Below are 16,196 nucleotides of genomic sequence, written 5' to 3'. Positions count from 1 at the left end.
TATGCCCACCCCCTCGAAAAAGTCAGCCAAAAAGGAGCGCAAGGTTAAGACCGTAACGCCCGTTGCCGTATTCGACATCTCTGAACTGGACAAAATCCTGAATTCGCTCGGAATGCTGATCAATATGGAAAACGAGACGCCGCAAACCCGCGTGAACATCAAGGCCAATGCCCGAAAATTACAGGCTGATCTTCGAGGATACCGCAGGCGCGCAACCGAGTATTATAAACTGGCTGACTGATGTTTTACCTGAACGGGACACAAATCGACGAGCCGATAGGCTGGACTGGCGTATACTGGACCAGGGTGCGGCATACAGGATACTTCGGTATCTGGCGGCACCGTACCGCCAAGGTTCTGGGTGTAGGCGAGGTGGGATTTACCGGCGAAGCACGCAGCATCCTGCTTTCGTTGTGGAAGAAGCACCGGATAAATGCCAGCGCGATCTTTGAAGTGGAAGAAGGTGGTGAGATCATCTATCAGGGCGAGGTTGATTTCGCCATCCATTCGGACGATGGCCGATACTTCAAGGTTAGCTTCCGGGATGAAGATACTGAGCTCGAATCGCTGTCTGGCCTTACTGTTTCGATCGAACCGAAAATTGAAATCAGGTTTCCTGAACAAACAATCTCGGACGGGATTGCATATTCGATCGCTGATGGTCTTTCCAGCCCATTCTACGTATCAGGGACGCAGCATTCCATTCCTTTGGCATCTTCGAAAAATGGGGAGGGTAACGGCCTTTCGGTCAGCACACAATCAGTCGTCGAGCCGATTTATCGAAACAGTACCGACCGGAAAGCTGTATTGACTCTTCAAGGCAAGGTAATAGGGATGTGGAGCGGATCCGGCAACGTCAATTTCGTTGCCGAAGTAACCCAGGACGGCGCAGTGAAGGATAGCCGAACGCTAACCATATTGTCGGCTTCCGGATCGCAACAGGACTTTTACATATCAGATCGAATCGAAGTGCCGCAAGGGGCATACCTGCGCGTGACCGTCGTTGGTTCTGCCGGAATGACGGCCTCGTACAGTACAGAGAGCTTTCTGACTATTTACGAAAACTCGAATGCGGAATCATCGCTAATCTGGGGTCTTACCTGGAAGCAGGCCTTTGAGGCTTTGGTTGAGAAGCTCACCAATGGAACCGTTACCGTATCGAGCGATTTTCTGACGAAAGGAAATGGGGCTTCGCGGGTCCTAACCAGTGAGCGCAACCTGCGCGGATACCGATCCCCCTTGCTCGTTTCCTTCAAGTCCCTATTCGACGACTTCAACGCCATTGAAAACCTTGCTTGCTGGAAACGAGACGGGAAGTTATATCTGGAAACCAAGGCCGATATGGTAAAAAAACTACCTCGTTCCAGGGTTTATGACTATGAAAAGCTCGAACATGCTCCATCGCCTTTTTTTCATTCAACCTGTGAAGTAGGGTATGCCAACTGGCAATCTGAAACAGCCGCCGGCCGAGACGAGTTTTGCACAAGTCGCAGCTATATCACAAACCAGCAAAAAATAAAATCCCCGCTTTCTGTTGTGGTCAATTCCTTGTCAGCGGCAGGCAAGGCAATGGAAGTGCTGCGCAGAAATCCCAGCTCCGACAAGGCCGATACCAATCAGGATGAACGATTGTTCGTGATTGAAGCCCAGAGGACAGGCAATGTCTATGTCGCCAAAATCGGGGATGTATCCGGCGTGCTGAATGCTGAAAGCGTGATCAATGCTTCACTTTCACCTCGCCAAATTTTAAAGCGGTGGGCGAATGTGCTCGGCATAAATGGAAAAGCATCTTTTGCGGCCGGTACCGGCAATTACTCGGCGTCTACTTTCGGAGAGGTCGAAAGCTCCGATGTCGACTTGGAATCAGTCCCGCAGGTATTTTCTGACAGGTCAGTGATGATCGAAACTGAAATGACCATGCGGCAGTACTCCCAGATGGGTGAAGTTATTGAATACACCGACCATGATGGCGAAACCAGGGCCGCACTAGTCAACGAAGACACCTACCGATTTTCTTCCGGCAAAGTATCCATTCAAGCAATCCAGTTGACCGATGAATATATATGAGCATGTGATCTGCTTCGACAAAGCAGATGGCAATGACAACACATACTTCCACGCCAAGGCGCTCCATGACTCGCTCGAAGCTCAAATCGGCGACACCTGGCGGTGGTTGGCGCCGAAATCGATGATTCAGGGTATTGATCATCGGTACGCTGCCATTGCTTTGGTCAGCCCTTTGTACAAACCTCAATGCGGCGATCCGTTGGAGGTCAACGCAATTCGGTATCATATCGGCCGCGTGCGAGCGCAAGAGTCAGAAAAATACGTTGATCTAAGCATTTGGGTCAACGCGCTGCCTACGCCCGGAACTTGGAAGCAATTTGCCATCCAACGCGCTAATGGACAGATCGTAATCGGCACATTCAAGGGGCAGCAAACCACCCGAACCGCCTACATGAATGCACTGAAAGAATTTTACGAGTCTCTCCCCTATACCAAGGTGCTTTGTGATGTCGATGGCAGTAAAATGCGAATCCGAATTTGGGAAAAGCAGGGTGTTTTCAAGCTCGCCGATGAAGGCTTGCTCGTCGGCCTGGGCACAACGGACGTCACGAATACCAACAATCCGAGCATTGATAAAATCGACCTGGGAGAATTTACATACCCGGCCAGTGACAGCTATTTGGTAGAAATAGGACCCAGCGTTCTGGAAGGTAATATCTTCAATCTTGATAGCGAAACTTACATCGCCGTGGCGGGCGATACGCCCCAATCTGTCCGTGAAAAACTATTCACGGGAGATCGGTACGTTGTGCTTGAAGATAGTGCGGTAACCGTTTCAGTTGAAGCCGGTACGCGAACGATCTCCAATACCAACAAACTGAACGTACAGGCTGTATTTGATAGCGCATTGAGTGGCGACGATCGCTACCTGATCAAAATCAACGGCGCATTGCAGCCGGGCAACGTAATCCAGGTGTCGGCGACAGGGAAAACGACAAAAAGCTACACCGTTTTGCTCGGAGACGCGCTTTCCGATATCGAAGATTACTTCAACTCAGAAACCGGTGGGTTTTACATTGTAGACGGAGGCGTGATCCCTCAGGTCAGCTTCATTGCTGGAATTCAAACAGTAGACAACACCAATAGCCCGACGATCAAGCTGACCGGCTATCAAAACATTCCGAGCCACTCCGTAAGGCGTTGGAGAATCATTATCGGCCCGGATCTTCGAGCGGGAAATATTTTCCATTTGGATGATTTGGCCTATACGGTATCAGACGGCGATACCGCCCTTGATATCGCTTCGCACTTCGGCTATGATTCTGTCAGCTTCACCGTTGAAACGGAGGTTTCAGCAGCGCCCGACGCATATGCGTTAAAAGGTTATCTGTACCAAGATAGCAATATTGCCGACGTGACTATTTCCGACGGGCCGCGCCTGGCCCGATCTTCTCAATATGTTTTCGAAGCGGAGTTCAATTGTGACATTGATCCGGGAACATACCGGCTTGCTTTGATCGATACTAAGCCAGAAGAAGCTACTCTTTTATCGCTCGGTAATCAAATCATCGTGAAGTCAAAGGCGAAGGGCGAAATTTTCGAAGCAGCTGATCAAGGTGACGTATTCGGATTCGAGTACTACGAAAACGGATTGACACAACGTATGCGTCTGCCCGTATTCATCCAGCCGCCAAGGCATCAATCCGAAGAAGACCGGATTGTGAAATTCATGGGAGGCTATGATCGGACCACCACCAAAATCGAATTTGTAAGCAAACTGGTTACCATCGGCGGTTTGCTTCCATTACATACAACGATCGCGAGCTTTCTGAAACACAGCCATCTGCGAATTGGCGGCAAGCAGTACTATAATTCAGGCGAGTATGCTGAAACCTTGCTCGATCCCAGCACCGGCAGGCGCCAAGCAACCACTGATATCGTCGAGCTATCCAAAGAAAAAAACAACTTTTTAAGGTACAGGTCAAACTATTATCAATCAGGGTCTTACGGAGGATATTGCAAAGTTTTGGCGCATGACTGCGCTGGTCGCTTACAGATATGGCTACGCTCATCTGAAATTGTAAGGCAAATCGAAGACTGGCAGTTGCTTAACACTGCATCTTATCAGCTGATCGCTGAAACTTTTGATAATGTAAACCTTTCAATTTATCGAGATGGAAACCGCTATTTAACCGCATTTCTCCCAAAAGGCCAGCGCGTCCGACTTTCAGGTTTTATCAAGTTTGAAACCGGCAGCAACTGGATAATTCAGACGAGCCTGGCCGACGCCTGCTATTCGATCCCTGAGATCATTTACATCTGCGAAGAATCAAAGACACATACTATAATCTATGACTGCGAAACGATTGAAAAGCCTGCTTTCGGTGAGTTTTCTGACGATTTCGGTTCTGATCTCACAACTTAGTGTTGCGCAGACAGGAACGGCCACTTTTCGGCAAAAAATCAACCAAGATTTACCCAGCAATTCAGCAAAGCAGATAACCGCTTCCAAGATCAGAAGTGTGTTTACAGCGTCGGCTGATGCTATCGATGCGATCTACGGTACAATTTCACTCGCCGACCGGCTCGGCACTTACAATGCTACAACAGGCGTTGCGACCGTTTCGGAAACAGGTGCAACCAGCACTCCCACGACTACCCCGCCTGTTGGTTCAAAAGGCAAATACTACGATGTAGTTGTCGCCGGCACAAACTCGGTTACGGGCGTATCGACAGCATGGGGAGTTGGTGACAAGATCATCAGCGCAGGTACGAAATGGGACAGGATCCCTTTTGCTATCAGCCCTAAAACAATTGGCAAAACCGAGCTGAAAGATGCAGGTGTGACATTTCGGAAGACCGATCTGTTTGTGCCGGGAAAGAACCTATTCAATGTCAATGATGAAGATAACGTCATCGGGAGCTTTATTGATCAGACATCGGGAGCCCTGACTTCGAATGCCAATCAAAATACCAGCCATTTTATTGACATTGATCCGCTTCAAAATATTTCGGTTTCAAGCGGCAATGCATTTGGCTGCCGTGTCATTTGGTACGATTCCAACAAGACATTTATTTCTGGGGCATTGATTGGAACCGTTTGGGCTCAGGCGCCATCAAACGCCGAGTTCATGCGGGTGTCCGTAAATATCACCTCGCTAACGTGGAGCACTTTGCAGGTGGAAAAGGGCACGAATCAAACCAATTTCGAGCCATTCAAAGGTATTTTGAACACATCGAGCGGTTCAAGCCTTGTCTCAAATGCTCTTTCCGAAACATTCCCTCTGTCGGCAAACAACCTACATCTCGTCCCTGGGAAAAACCTTTTCAATCTCGCCAGCGCCGATAATTTTCTTGGAAGATTCATTAATGGGAAGCAGATTGATGCGGTCGCAGGGTACAACGTTACGCATGTCATCCCGGTTATACCTGGACATCAATACACCGTAAGTTACAAGCACAATATTGCATGGTACGATCAGAATAAGGTTTACTTGTCACAATCATTAAGCTCAGATGCGAGTAAAACGCAGACAGCACCCGCAAGTGCCTATTATATGCGTTGCACCGTAGCCCTGGCATCATGGAGCACCTTTCAGGTAGAAGAAGGGAGTTTGCAAACATCATTTGAGGCATACACTCTGAATTATAACTCCGTTGGCAGTGTGCCCGTCAAGATCATCAGATCAAGGCTCGCCGACACGGCCAATGTGGCTTCCTTTGCTGCAACAATTCTGCCGACCTCATTACTGTCGGCGACCAACCTGAATTATGTTATTGGGAAGAACCGTTTTAATCCCAATGATGCAGATGTACTGATCGGTCAGTTTATTCAATACAACAACGGCATCCCATTCGCAAACGCGACGTACAATAGTACAGGGTACATCCCGGTGACGGCCGGGCAATCGTACACGCTCAGCTACAAACATCAAATCGCATGGTATGACGCCAACAAGGTTTATATCAGCGGCAGTAATTTCACGGATGCGAATAAAACGCAGACCGCCCCGGCAGGTGCAGCATATCTGCGCTGCTCGGTATTGGCAACTTCCTGGTCCACTTTTCAGGTAGAATCTGGCAGCTCACAAACCTCCTATGAGGCATATGCGTACTACATTGATAAAGTAGGCATCATTCCGGTGCTTCCTAAGCATGCGAAACTTGCCGACTCTTCGGCTGTGGCGTCCATATCCCACACGGTTGCGCCGACAAGCCAGCTATCAGCCACCAATCTTAATTATACATTTGGCAAGAACCTTGCTAATCCGAATGATCCTGATGTTTTGTTGGGGAGCTTCATTCAGTACAACAATGGTATTCCGGCCGCCAATGCTTCATACAATAGCACTGGATTTATCCCTGTAACCGCGGGGCAGACCTACACATTGAGCTTTAAGCACCAAATCGCTTGGTACAATTCGAGCAAGGTGTACATCAGCGGCAGCAATTCTTCGGACGTTAACAAAAACCAGACGGCGCCAGCGGGAGCTGCGTATCTCAGGGCTACTGTTGCATTGGCATCATGGTCCACTTTTCAGGTCGAATTGGGGTCATCTCAAACCGCATTCGAGTCATTCGCTTACTACATAGATAAGATTGGAACTATCCCCGTAATTCCTAAGAATACGCTCGTTAAAGCTGAATCGATAACCGCTCCTGTCCTGGCTCCTAAAATCTACATTCCAAGACAAAAAGAACTATCGATTTATTTTGAAAACCTTTGCCGGTACTATGAAACGGAAGGCAAGGCTCGGACTGAAATTACCTTGTCGGGGGTGCCAACGACGGAATTAACAGTTCGCGGCAGATCGATCAAATGGAAGCAGCTTGTTGGAAACACCAGTTTGACGGCCATCTCTGGCTCAGTTAAATCGTATGGCAAGGATTACGATCTTTTAAATACGCTAAACTTTACCATTCAGCCAGTTGATCAGAATCTGACCACGGCGAAAAAGGTAATGAACATCGGCGATAGCTTTACGCTGCGGGAAACATTTGTCGATAAGGTGAACAACGGCGCATCAGCAACCGGACTCACCTTCCACGGCATGCGTACGTCGACACAAAGCTCGCCTACTGTCAATCATGAAGGCAGAGGTGGATGGACAATGACGAGCTACCACACGGTAAGCACCACCCTGTTTTCTCCGTTCATGCAGCCGCAGTCACCTTACAAGTATTACGGCAACACCTCCTACTGGATCGCAGCCATTGCAAACCCTACCAATGCTGGCAACACGAATTACGATGCGGGTTATGTCGACGCCGCAATCCGGGCACTTTATGACGGAACGTCCGGCCTGTTATTGGCCCCGGCCACGAATGATGTGATGTATGTGAATTCTGCAAGCGAGTATCGCCGGTGGGATGGATCTGCGTGGGTTGCCGTAACCGGATTGACTTTTACGTTCAACTTTGCAAAATATCGCACGCTGTACAGCTGTCCAACGATCGATATTGCTCACGTGCTTCTCGGAACAAATGATTTTTCTGTAACGGATCCAGCTGGATTTACCTCAATCTACTCCTTGTATAAAACCAGAATGGATGCAATGATCACCAGCTTCAAGGCCGACAATGCCAGCATCAAAGTGGTTATTGGCATTCCGGTCAGTTCGGGTCGTCAAGGAGATTATGGCGTCGTCGAAACCGAGCGCAGGAAAATGGCATATTGGCTCCTTGCCAAGAATTTGATCACCGATTACGGCGGCCGTGAAGCGGAAGGGATTGTTGTGGCAGATTATCATTCAACGGTGGACCGGATATATGGATTTGATCCACAGCCGGTACTTCCCTTTGCTGATTATTCGGGAACACTGCGAGAGCTGAACGATCTGGATTACGTGCATTTGAGCCCCGACGGGTTCAAACAGATGGGAGACATTTACATGGGCGCTATTCAATCACTGCGATAATGGAACTGGCGATCATCACATCTGGATTTGTTGCGGGAAGCTCGTCGGTTTCAATTACTGCCGATGTTGCAGATGGCACTGCCGTGTTGGTTTACGATGATGAGACAAAATCCCTGCTCGGTTCCGACGTAACAACTGATGGAGTTGTAGATGTTACGGTCGCTCCCGAGCTATTCGAAGGGCAGCGGATCATAGCATATCTAACGGCGTTCGGTCAAGATACTTTCGGTGCGGTGATCGTAGTGGATTCCGAAAATGAAACGACTGGGTGGAAAACGCCCGAAACCGTTGACGGGCAACCTTACGAAGAATATCTCGAAGCGGGAGGGGAGCAGCAGCCGGACGTATACGACCCAGCGAACTGCAGAAACATCTCCCGTGACATGGACGCCATCGGCAGGGTAATTAACACTCCGATCACTTTCACGCTCCGGCAGATCGAAAGCCAAGCCGGGAATGTGCAAGTTATTATTGAAGACGTTCAGGGCGCCATCGGTGGCTTTAAAACAAAGTTCGATTCTGATGTGATAGGAACTTCGACCTCCAAAGTGTACAGCGTCAACGGTGCTTACCAGGTCAAGATTTGGGGAATCAATGAGACCGAGGCTGATGCGGTCATTAAGACTTACAATCTGACCATGCCGACTGCCGTGGTGGAATTTGGAACCACCGTTGTCGACTTGACCTATCATGCCGACTATGGAAATGCAACCTCGCCAGGGCTTCGTCCAGTCCGCGTCATAGTTTATTCATCTGTCCCTGTGGAAGTGCAAATCGACGGAGTGCATACCTGGGCCATTGCATCAGGAACCGGCAGTGCGCCGGGAGAGACTGGCCGATACGAAGGTCCGGTACATTTTGTCGACGAAGGAGAATACACCATCCGGTGCAGAAAGCTCAGCGATGGATTGCAGCTGCTGGTAAGGCAAATCAAACTAAACAATTACTTCTCATGAGAGCGAAAGCAAAAAAGGCGGCAAACGTCGCTGACGTGGTTAAGTCTGTGGCGAAGGTCAAAAAGCCCAAAGCAATCATCGAGATCGACAAAACCGGCCCGCTGGTTCATGTCACAGTACCCGAGTTCAATGGCTGGATAAAGCTCTTTGTGAATGACATCCGCAAGGGAGCCTACAAGGTCGTTGACGGCAAAGTCAGCATCCAACTGTCGGGGGCACTCCCGAATGAATATAGAATCCGGGCAGAAGTGCTCACAAAACCAGAACAGTAATCATTTAAACTTAACTGCTCATGCTAGGTTATCTTTTAACATCGGAGGGGGTTGACTTACAGCGCCTTCACAACTATAACAGCGAGGCAGATCAGACGCTCGGCGCGTACATTGCGCTTGGGTTTGTCGATCCATCTGTCGGCCTGCGCATCGGCGGCACTTATGAAGCCGAAACCGTCTCGGGTACAAACATCGTAAGCATCATCAAGGGACTTTGTAAGGAAGACCTCGCTTATTTCTTTGGAAATGCTGACATCATCGGACAAGAAGCGGATCCGGCAGTGACCGCCGAAGCGGAAGTATTTGGAAACGTGGCCGGGCCCCGTTTGACTGATACTTTGATCGGAACGACCGCGTGGCGGCTATATCATGCCTACTCAGCCCGTAATTTCCTGAATATGCTGATGGCCAATCGGGAGTTCGATCTGTTCATGTTCACAAATAACAGCGTTGAAGCTGCCTATTTTGACGAACATGGCGTTTCCTACACCGCAATTTCCAATGCGAAATCGAATAAGGATGCCAAGATTACAGGTGGTTTCACTACCATGTACAAATCGCTTTCCGGCTTCCTGCCCGTCGAATTTGGTGTTTCAATAACTGATCTGAAAAACGACGTGAAGTTCGTAATTGCCGATCCGACCGCAAGCGAAGATGTGACCGTGGCAACGTGCTCGACCGCTGGCCGTAAGAAGTATACGAAACTTCTTGCCGATGCAGGGACGCTCATTTTTGCAGCAAACCCGGCAAATGCATGCCTTGACTGGTATTGTACCCAACAAGACGGTTCGCCACTGCCTCCTGCTGGAAAGGGATCGTTCAACAGCGGTACGGCCACTTTGACCCTTCCCAATACCCTGCAAGCAGGCAAATACGTGTATAAAATCTTCTGCGTAAACGCCACTGGCGTCAAAGGAGAAATATTCGTCGAAGTATTGGTAAACTAACACAGCCGTCGTTTGGAGGTGATTTCGATGACGATTTCATGATCTGAACGATGGCGCGACATCCGAAAATGGCCCTCCTTGAATGCGAGGGCCACTTTTAAACACACACTTTTCAAATGCTGGATTTTCAACGAGACATAGCCCCCTACCTGTTAAAGCATGGGGAAACGAAGCCAGACAAAAAGCTTCTGCACAAGTTCTATCAGGAATCGATAGATCATGCAAAGCTCGTTGAAAGTGTTTTCGGTGACGCTTACCCTGAATTTCTTCAGGTCGACCGTCCGAAAGAAAAAGACAAACCAAGTCACCGGAAATTCCGTGAGGCTATTTATAAGGCCGTGACAAAGCCATTCCGTCGAAGGTTGATTCGTACGCTGTCTGCGATCCGGAACGCCGACGACTTCACCATCGAATTCCCACAAGTGGAATCGACAATTCCATTCAATGAGACATTAAACTTTTACACGACAGAAAACTTCGGCGCCTGGAAGTCGCTTGAACAATGGTTCTGGGAACAGGGTATCCAGCATTTCATTGACGACCCGAACGCGTGCGCGGTCCTGCTGCCAAAGATTCCGGAAAACCCAACCGATTACCGCGAGGTGGTTCCGATCTGGGCGATGTCCGATCAGGTTTGGTACTATGCCGAAGGTGAAAAGGCGGTGATCTGCGCCCAGGCGAAGAGCGACATACTGGTAAATAGCAAAAAGGTAAAGGAAGGCCTGATCCTGTATTTCTTCGACCGAGAAAGCTACTGCATTGCCGAACAAAAATCAGCGAACGGCGGGCGAACGACGTGGGAGATACTCGGTATCGAGGTGGTCCAGGATGAAAGCGGGAAAATCGATTACAATCAGGCATTCCCGCTGCATCACTTCCGGACAATGCCAGTTTTCAAATTAGGTTCGCAGATCCGCAAAACCAGCGAAGACGGAGTGCTCAAGCTTTTCGAAAGCTACGTCGCCGACGCCATCCCGGCGTTAAAGTCGGTTTTGCAACGATCATCCGACATCGATATCGAAGCGCTACTGCATACAGGTTCGCTCGAATGGCAGTATGTGACAAAGAAATGCGGCGTGTGTTCGGGAGAAGGCAAGATTAAGTCTTTCACCACCACCAGAAGTGGAAAGGATAAGGCAACCACGACGAAGTGTACGAAATGTGGCGGCAATGGCTGGGATATCTATGATTCCCATCTTGAAAAGATACTGATCAGCACGCCGGCGGCAGAAGGATTTGACGACACAAAACCGGTAAACCTGCCAACTCCGCCAGCGGGCATGATAGAGCGATCACCGAACGCTATCAAGGAGTTCCGGGAGGAATACCGACGCAACATGATTGAAGCTTATCAGACAGTCGGATTAGGACACATCGCTGACCAAATATTCATGAACACGTCGGGCACGTCAAAGCATTACGACCGTGACGAGGGCGAAAAGATGACGATGGATACCTCAAAGCATTTCGTCAGCAATTTGCTTCAACCCATGTATGCGGCAACTGACGCGATCCGATATGGGCCAATTGGAAAGGCCGGCGAACAGGTCCCGATCATCGTATCGCCGAAGCGGTTTGACATCAGCAGTATCGATATGACCCGCGAAGAGCTGAACGATGCCATGACCAACAACTATTCGGAAGAGTTAAAAGATATGCTTCAACTGCGGTATTTGAATCAAATGGGCGGCAAGGATTCTACCGAATACAAAACGTTTCGAGTGAAAATGCAGCTTGACCCGCACCGCAACAAGACGGATGAAACCAAGTCATTTCTGTTGTCGCAAGCCTACCTGACGATGGACAGAGAATCGGAAGAGTTCAGTCACACAGTTGAGCAACTGCAATTCTCGATCAATTTCGAAACGGCGCTTCGCGATGTGGTTTTGAAGCAAGATAAATTCTTTCAGTTGCCGATTGAAAAGCAATATGAATTGCTGATCCAGGCAAACAAAGCATATTTCTCAGTTCGACCTGCCGGCCAACCGATTGAAATGAGCACGTTGGCTCCGTTGGTCAATGCCAAGGATGTAAATCAGATGCAGGAATAATGGAAGAGCTGGAACTCCTTGAAGTCGCGGAAACCAAACAGGAAAAGTTACTGACCACGTTCCTGGCAAACATCAAGAAAGTAGCACGCGCCTTCATGGATTCGATCATCGACATCATGGACGATCTGGAAATGAAGTCGACGACCAGAATGCAGGACTGGCAGACAGTGACGCGGTACCGGCTGATTCTCCGCACCGTGCTGGCAAATGCAGGTTATGATGTATCCGTCGAAGCGCTGTTGAAGGGAATGACGGAGGTTTCCATTTCAATCGAAAGCTATTACGAGCCGTATGGAATGAGTAAGTATTCTGACTTTTTCCATACCGCTGGCCAGCAGGCCCTGGACCGGGTGAAAACGCAGCTGATCGACGTGATCCCGGAAACCGCATTCATCGAACCGGTTTCGCAGGCACTGGAAAACGCGGTGATGCGCGGGCAAAGCCTGCCCGACATGCGCCGGCAACTGAAAGAAATCGTAGTCGAAAGCGAGCTGCCCGCCAATTACGTGTACAACCAGGCAAAACAAAGCCTGTGGATGTTTCACCGGAACTATTCAGGATCCATCGGCACCGCGCTAGACTTGAAGCACTTCTATTACGATGGCGTTGCGGTGCAGCATAGTCGGGGTTTTTGCCTGAAACGCAAAGGGAAGGTCTTCACCAAAGAGGAAGTGGAAGAATGGGTTAAAGAAGACTGGCAAGGCAAGATTCCCGGCACCACGAAGGAATCAATATTCTGGCTTTGCGGCGGCTACAACTGTATTGATGTGCTCCGGCCGATTACCGAACAGCTTTACAAAAGATTAAAGAATAACAATTAAACCAAACAATCAATTATGAAAAAGTTCATTGCTCTTTTCTTCTCCCTAAGCCTTTTGGTAGGCTTTGCTGCAAATGCCCAGAACTGGCGCATTTATCGCACCACAGGCACCCAGATCCGTATTGATTCGGCCAATGGAGGTCTGCACAAAATCAGTTCCGATAACGATTTGAAAGTCACTCCTAGTGGCAGCAAGATCGGTTTCACGTTTACCGGATTCGGATTGAAGTTATTGCCATCTCAGGTGCTTCGTGCGGATGGCACAACCTACGGAACCACAGTGAGTGACGTAATCGCCGCTTTCGTCACCAGTGCCGACCTGGTTGCTGATCAGGCAATCATCAATAGCACGACCACCGGTACACTTGCGGCCAGCACTTACAGCTACATCGAGGTCGCGAATGATCATGCCAGTGCGGCCAGCTCCATTGTCGTTGCCGGGCAGACGGTTTCCATACCGGCGGGGAAGAGTTTGATCTTCAAATCGATCCGTAGCCCGAAAACTGGCAGATATAAGCCGATTCCTGCCATCGCCTACACCGCGACTGGATCCAGTCTGCGGATTTACACGATCAAGGAGTAAAGTGCTGTAAATCAGGATACTCATTTAAGTAATCAGTTTTTCAATCAAACAAAACCGAGTTATGACTCCGGAAGAAAAAGCAGAAGCAGCAGCTAAGGCCGCTGCGGAAAAGGAAGCCGCTGATAAAGCCGCTGCCGAGAAGAAAGCGCAGGAAGAAGCAGCAGCTAAGGCCGCTGCGGAAAAGGAAGCCGCTGATAAAGCCGCTGCCGCCGAAGCTAAGAAGTCAGCCAAAAAGAAAACCATTGCCGACCTGAAATCCAGTGACGAAGTGGTTGTCACCTTCAAAAACCCGGTAGCGGTTTCCGAAGATGGCGAGAACTCCATCACCAAAGAGGTCGTCAAGCAGCACGTTAAATACGCTTTCTGGCAAGGGCTCAAAAAAGACGATAAAGGCAATCCGACATATTCAACCCTGAGAGGCGCGAAGCTGTTCGGATACGTCGACGATTCTGGGAAAGTGATAGAATTCTGACACCGATTTTGAATACCAAGTAAACCGCCTGCGGGCATTTCAAACACTATAATCAAGGTTGCGACCTTACACACATGGCAAAATTAGCTGACAATATCACCAAGATTCTGGCTGCGGCCGGGGTCAAATTGACTGACGAGCAAACGGCCGTTTTGGCCGAGTTGCCACAAGACGAAGTATCGGCCACAATTCAAACTCTGTTTGATACTGCGGCGAATCAGGCAACCAGCGAACTTGCGAAGATCGCTGCAAAAGCCTCAAACCTTGACAAATTCGATGATGGACTCGCTGATTGGGCAGACCTTCTCGGTGATGATGTGAAAACCATCGCCAAGGAGAAAGGCACCCAAAAGCTCCAAAAGATCAAAGCGCAGATTGCTGCCAAGATCGAGGAAGCCAAAACCGCTGCGGCGGACGGTAAAAACCCTGATCTGGAAAAGCTCAAAGCCGAAATTGTCACCCTTCAACAGAAAGCGCAAACTCTGGAAGCAGATAAAACCGCCGCAGTTGAACAAGTAAAATCCGAATACGAAGGGAAGCTGTTTGACTTCAATGTGCTTGCGAAGCTACAAGGAAGAAAGGACATCCTGGAACCGTATTCGAACGAGGACGCGCTGAAAATGCTCGTCTTGCCGAAGATCAAGCAATACATTGATAGTAAAGGGCTCAAAATTAACCCCGACAAGTTGGATGTTGTCACAAAGGAGCACGGAACCCCTTACATCAAAGGCGCAAAGGTCGTAACGCTGGACGAAATGTTCGAAGAAGCGCTCTCGGAAAACAAGTTCAGGCAGAACGCCGGGCCGACGCCACCGAAATCACAATTTGAGCGGGAAGGAAACGACCCTCCAAAAGTGACCAAGGCCGATATGCTGCGCCCTGTGCCACGCGAAGTGTAAACCGTAAAAGATTCTAACAATGCCAAATAATGTAAACCTGGGTATTGCGCGGACCGTTCAAGCGGCCCTGATGCATACCACGAACAACGGCTTGAAATTCGGGCGATATGGAGCGCTCCAAGCTATGCTATCTCCTGCTGTTGCGGAAGTAAGAAGCCAGATCAGCCCTTACGGGCCGAAGGATACCACTTCGGTGATCTGGGGAACCGTCCCTGGTCGTGATATTCAAGTTCCCAAAGTGCAGGTGAATACTTACCCTGCCCGTCTGGTAACCGGATATGACGAGAGAACCCGCGATTTGAACGGGGAGGAATTCTCTGATCCGTTGACAGTCGACGTTGCCTATGATTTCTATAAAGAGATCAAAATCAACCGTCAGATCGCTCGCGAGTTCTACGAACCTAAGGCGATTGCCTACATGGAAAACCTGGTTTCCGGCAAAATCAGTGAAATCGGCGAACCTAAGTACCGCGCGCTGGTTGACCGCCTCGCTCTCCAAGTGATGCAGGACTTCGACAGCGGTATCGCGAAGCCTTTCGCACAGTATGTATTGAGCTCCCTGATCGCACGTATCGGGAAAAATGCAGCTGCGCCTGGTGCCGCAACACCGACTGCCGCCGCTCCGCTCGTTGACGTTCCGACGTTCAACGCAGACCGCTCACTGAAAGCTGAGTTCTGGGATTTCATCAATGAAACCAAGATCGCCAACAAGATCAGCGGCAACCTGATCATGATCGGCGGCACTTTGGCGCAGCGCGCAATGCGTCGCGAAGGCATCCTGGCTATCAACGACGCCGGCTACAACTGGGGAACAATGTTTGGTCGCACGCCGGTAGATTTCTACTATGACGAGCTGATCGATGTTGTGTACGGCGCTGGCCAGATCCTTTTGATCGACTCCGGAGCCGCTGCGGTTGAAACGTTCTGTTATGCGGATTTTGCTGAGAAATTCGGTGATCCTACCAACAGCGACGATACCGTTGACGAAAAGGCGCGCATCATGTTCCTGAGCCTGCCCGAGGAAGAATCAATCCTGCAAAACGTGGCGAACTCGTACATCCGCGATGTGGATGTGCGTGTTACCCGTAAGCGCGATGCAAACGATTTCGCGGTGGCTACTGCGACCATCGCCCTTCCTGCTGGTATGTACATCCGTCCAAACGGATGGTTCACCGAGGATACTAACAATATCCTGCACGGCGTTTCCGGCATCTTCGCCGCCAAGCTCATCGCTTCATAATTCCATCGACAGAGGGGGATTCGTCTCCCTC

Annotated in this window: 13 protein-coding genes; all 13 read left to right on the top strand. The window is 49.6% G+C overall.

All coding sequences use genetic code 11. The features are described from left to right. Position 1 precedes the first annotated feature (1 nt). Positions 2-241, top strand: coding sequence for a hypothetical protein (locus IEY24_RS20040; protein ID WP_188935404.1), 240 nt, complete (start codon positions 2-4; stop codon positions 239-241). Then, positions 241-2,067, top strand: coding sequence for a hypothetical protein (locus tag IEY24_RS20035; RefSeq protein WP_188935402.1), 1,827 nt, complete (start codon positions 241-243; stop codon positions 2,065-2,067). The genes IEY24_RS20040 and IEY24_RS20035 overlap by 1 nt, the downstream gene beginning before the upstream one ends. Then, complete coding sequence (locus IEY24_RS20030) at positions 2,054-4,432, top strand: hypothetical protein (protein WP_188935400.1); 2,379 nt, start codon at positions 2,054-2,056, stop codon at positions 4,430-4,432. Before IEY24_RS20035 ends, IEY24_RS20030 begins: the two co-directional genes overlap by 14 nt. After that, complete coding sequence (locus tag IEY24_RS20025) at positions 4,359-7,925, top strand: SGNH/GDSL hydrolase family protein (RefSeq protein ID WP_188935398.1); 3,567 nt, start codon at positions 4,359-4,361, stop codon at positions 7,923-7,925. Before IEY24_RS20030 ends, IEY24_RS20025 begins: the two co-directional genes overlap by 74 nt. Continuing rightward, positions 7,925-8,881 carry a hypothetical protein gene (locus IEY24_RS20020; RefSeq protein ID WP_188935397.1) on the top strand — a complete coding sequence of 319 codons (957 nt, stop codon included), beginning with the start codon at positions 7,925-7,927 and terminating at the stop codon, positions 8,879-8,881. Before IEY24_RS20025 ends, IEY24_RS20020 begins: the two co-directional genes overlap by 1 nt. Further along, positions 8,878-9,153, top strand: a complete 276-nt coding sequence (locus tag IEY24_RS20015) for a hypothetical protein (protein WP_188935395.1) — start codon at positions 8,878-8,880, stop codon at positions 9,151-9,153. The genes IEY24_RS20020 and IEY24_RS20015 overlap by 4 nt, the downstream gene beginning before the upstream one ends. A 20-nt stretch (positions 9,154-9,173) precedes the next feature. Further along, a complete protein-coding gene (locus IEY24_RS20010; protein WP_188935393.1) occupies positions 9,174-10,100 on the top strand; it encodes a hypothetical protein in 927 nt (308 codons plus the stop codon). Positions 10,101-10,216: 116 nt separating this feature from the next. Beyond that, on the top strand, positions 10,217-12,151 hold the full coding sequence (locus tag IEY24_RS20005) for a hypothetical protein (protein ID WP_188935391.1): 1,935 nt from the start codon (positions 10,217-10,219) through the stop codon (positions 12,149-12,151). Further along, positions 12,151-12,972: a hypothetical protein gene (locus tag IEY24_RS20000; RefSeq protein ID WP_188935389.1), complete on the top strand. Its 822-nt coding sequence runs from the start codon at positions 12,151-12,153 to the stop codon at positions 12,970-12,972. Before IEY24_RS20005 ends, IEY24_RS20000 begins: the two co-directional genes overlap by 1 nt. A gap of 15 nt (positions 12,973-12,987) precedes the next feature. Further along, a complete protein-coding gene (locus IEY24_RS19995; protein ID WP_188935387.1) occupies positions 12,988-13,554 on the top strand; it encodes a hypothetical protein in 567 nt (188 codons plus the stop codon). Between the two features lie 61 nt (positions 13,555-13,615). After that, positions 13,616-14,026: a hypothetical protein gene (locus IEY24_RS19990; RefSeq protein ID WP_188935385.1), complete on the top strand. Its 411-nt coding sequence runs from the start codon at positions 13,616-13,618 to the stop codon at positions 14,024-14,026. 74 nt (positions 14,027-14,100) lie between these two features. After that, the gene (locus tag IEY24_RS19985; RefSeq protein ID WP_188935383.1) at positions 14,101-14,925 is read left to right on the top strand and encodes a hypothetical protein; all 825 of its coding nucleotides are present in this window, start codon (positions 14,101-14,103) and stop codon (positions 14,923-14,925) included. Between the two features lie 19 nt (positions 14,926-14,944). Further along, the gene (locus tag IEY24_RS19980) at positions 14,945-16,165 is read left to right on the top strand and encodes a hypothetical protein (RefSeq protein ID WP_188935381.1); all 1,221 of its coding nucleotides are present in this window, start codon (positions 14,945-14,947) and stop codon (positions 16,163-16,165) included. Positions 16,166-16,196: the final 31 nt, after the last annotated feature.

This window comes from Dyadobacter endophyticus (assembly GCF_014641595.1).
GTDB lineage: Bacteria > Bacteroidota > Bacteroidia > Cytophagales > Spirosomataceae > Dyadobacter > Dyadobacter endophyticus.
Note: the sequence above shows the minus strand (reverse complement) of the source record. Positions and strands in the feature narration are given on the sequence as shown.

Bases quoted from the DNA above. Each gene is read 5' to 3' on its own strand.
- IEY24_RS20010 (WP_188935393.1), top strand. From the start codon at position 9,174: ATGCTAGGTTATCTTTTAACATCGGAGGGGGTTGACTTACAGCGCCTT.
- IEY24_RS20025 (WP_188935398.1), top strand. From the start codon at position 4,359: ATGACTGCGAAACGATTGAAAAGCCTGCTTTCGGTGAGTTTTCTGACG.
- IEY24_RS20035 (WP_188935402.1), top strand. From the start codon at position 241: ATGTTTTACCTGAACGGGACACAAATCGACGAGCCGATAGGCTGGACT.
- IEY24_RS20005 (WP_188935391.1), top strand. From the start codon at position 10,217: ATGCTGGATTTTCAACGAGACATAGCCCCCTACCTGTTAAAGCATGGG.
- IEY24_RS20030 (WP_188935400.1), top strand. From the start codon at position 2,054: ATGAATATATATGAGCATGTGATCTGCTTCGACAAAGCAGATGGCAAT.
- IEY24_RS20020 (WP_188935397.1), top strand. From the start codon at position 7,925: ATGGAACTGGCGATCATCACATCTGGATTTGTTGCGGGAAGCTCGTCG.
- IEY24_RS19990 (WP_188935385.1), top strand. From the start codon at position 13,616: ATGACTCCGGAAGAAAAAGCAGAAGCAGCAGCTAAGGCCGCTGCGGAA.
- IEY24_RS19995 (WP_188935387.1), top strand. From the start codon at position 12,988: ATGAAAAAGTTCATTGCTCTTTTCTTCTCCCTAAGCCTTTTGGTAGGC.
- IEY24_RS20000 (WP_188935389.1), top strand. From the start codon at position 12,151: ATGGAAGAGCTGGAACTCCTTGAAGTCGCGGAAACCAAACAGGAAAAG.
- IEY24_RS20040 (WP_188935404.1), top strand. From the start codon at position 2: ATGCCCACCCCCTCGAAAAAGTCAGCCAAAAAGGAGCGCAAGGTTAAG.
- IEY24_RS19980 (WP_188935381.1), top strand. From the start codon at position 14,945: ATGCCAAATAATGTAAACCTGGGTATTGCGCGGACCGTTCAAGCGGCC.
- IEY24_RS20015 (WP_188935395.1), top strand. From the start codon at position 8,878: ATGAGAGCGAAAGCAAAAAAGGCGGCAAACGTCGCTGACGTGGTTAAG.
- IEY24_RS19985 (WP_188935383.1), top strand. From the start codon at position 14,101: ATGGCAAAATTAGCTGACAATATCACCAAGATTCTGGCTGCGGCCGGG.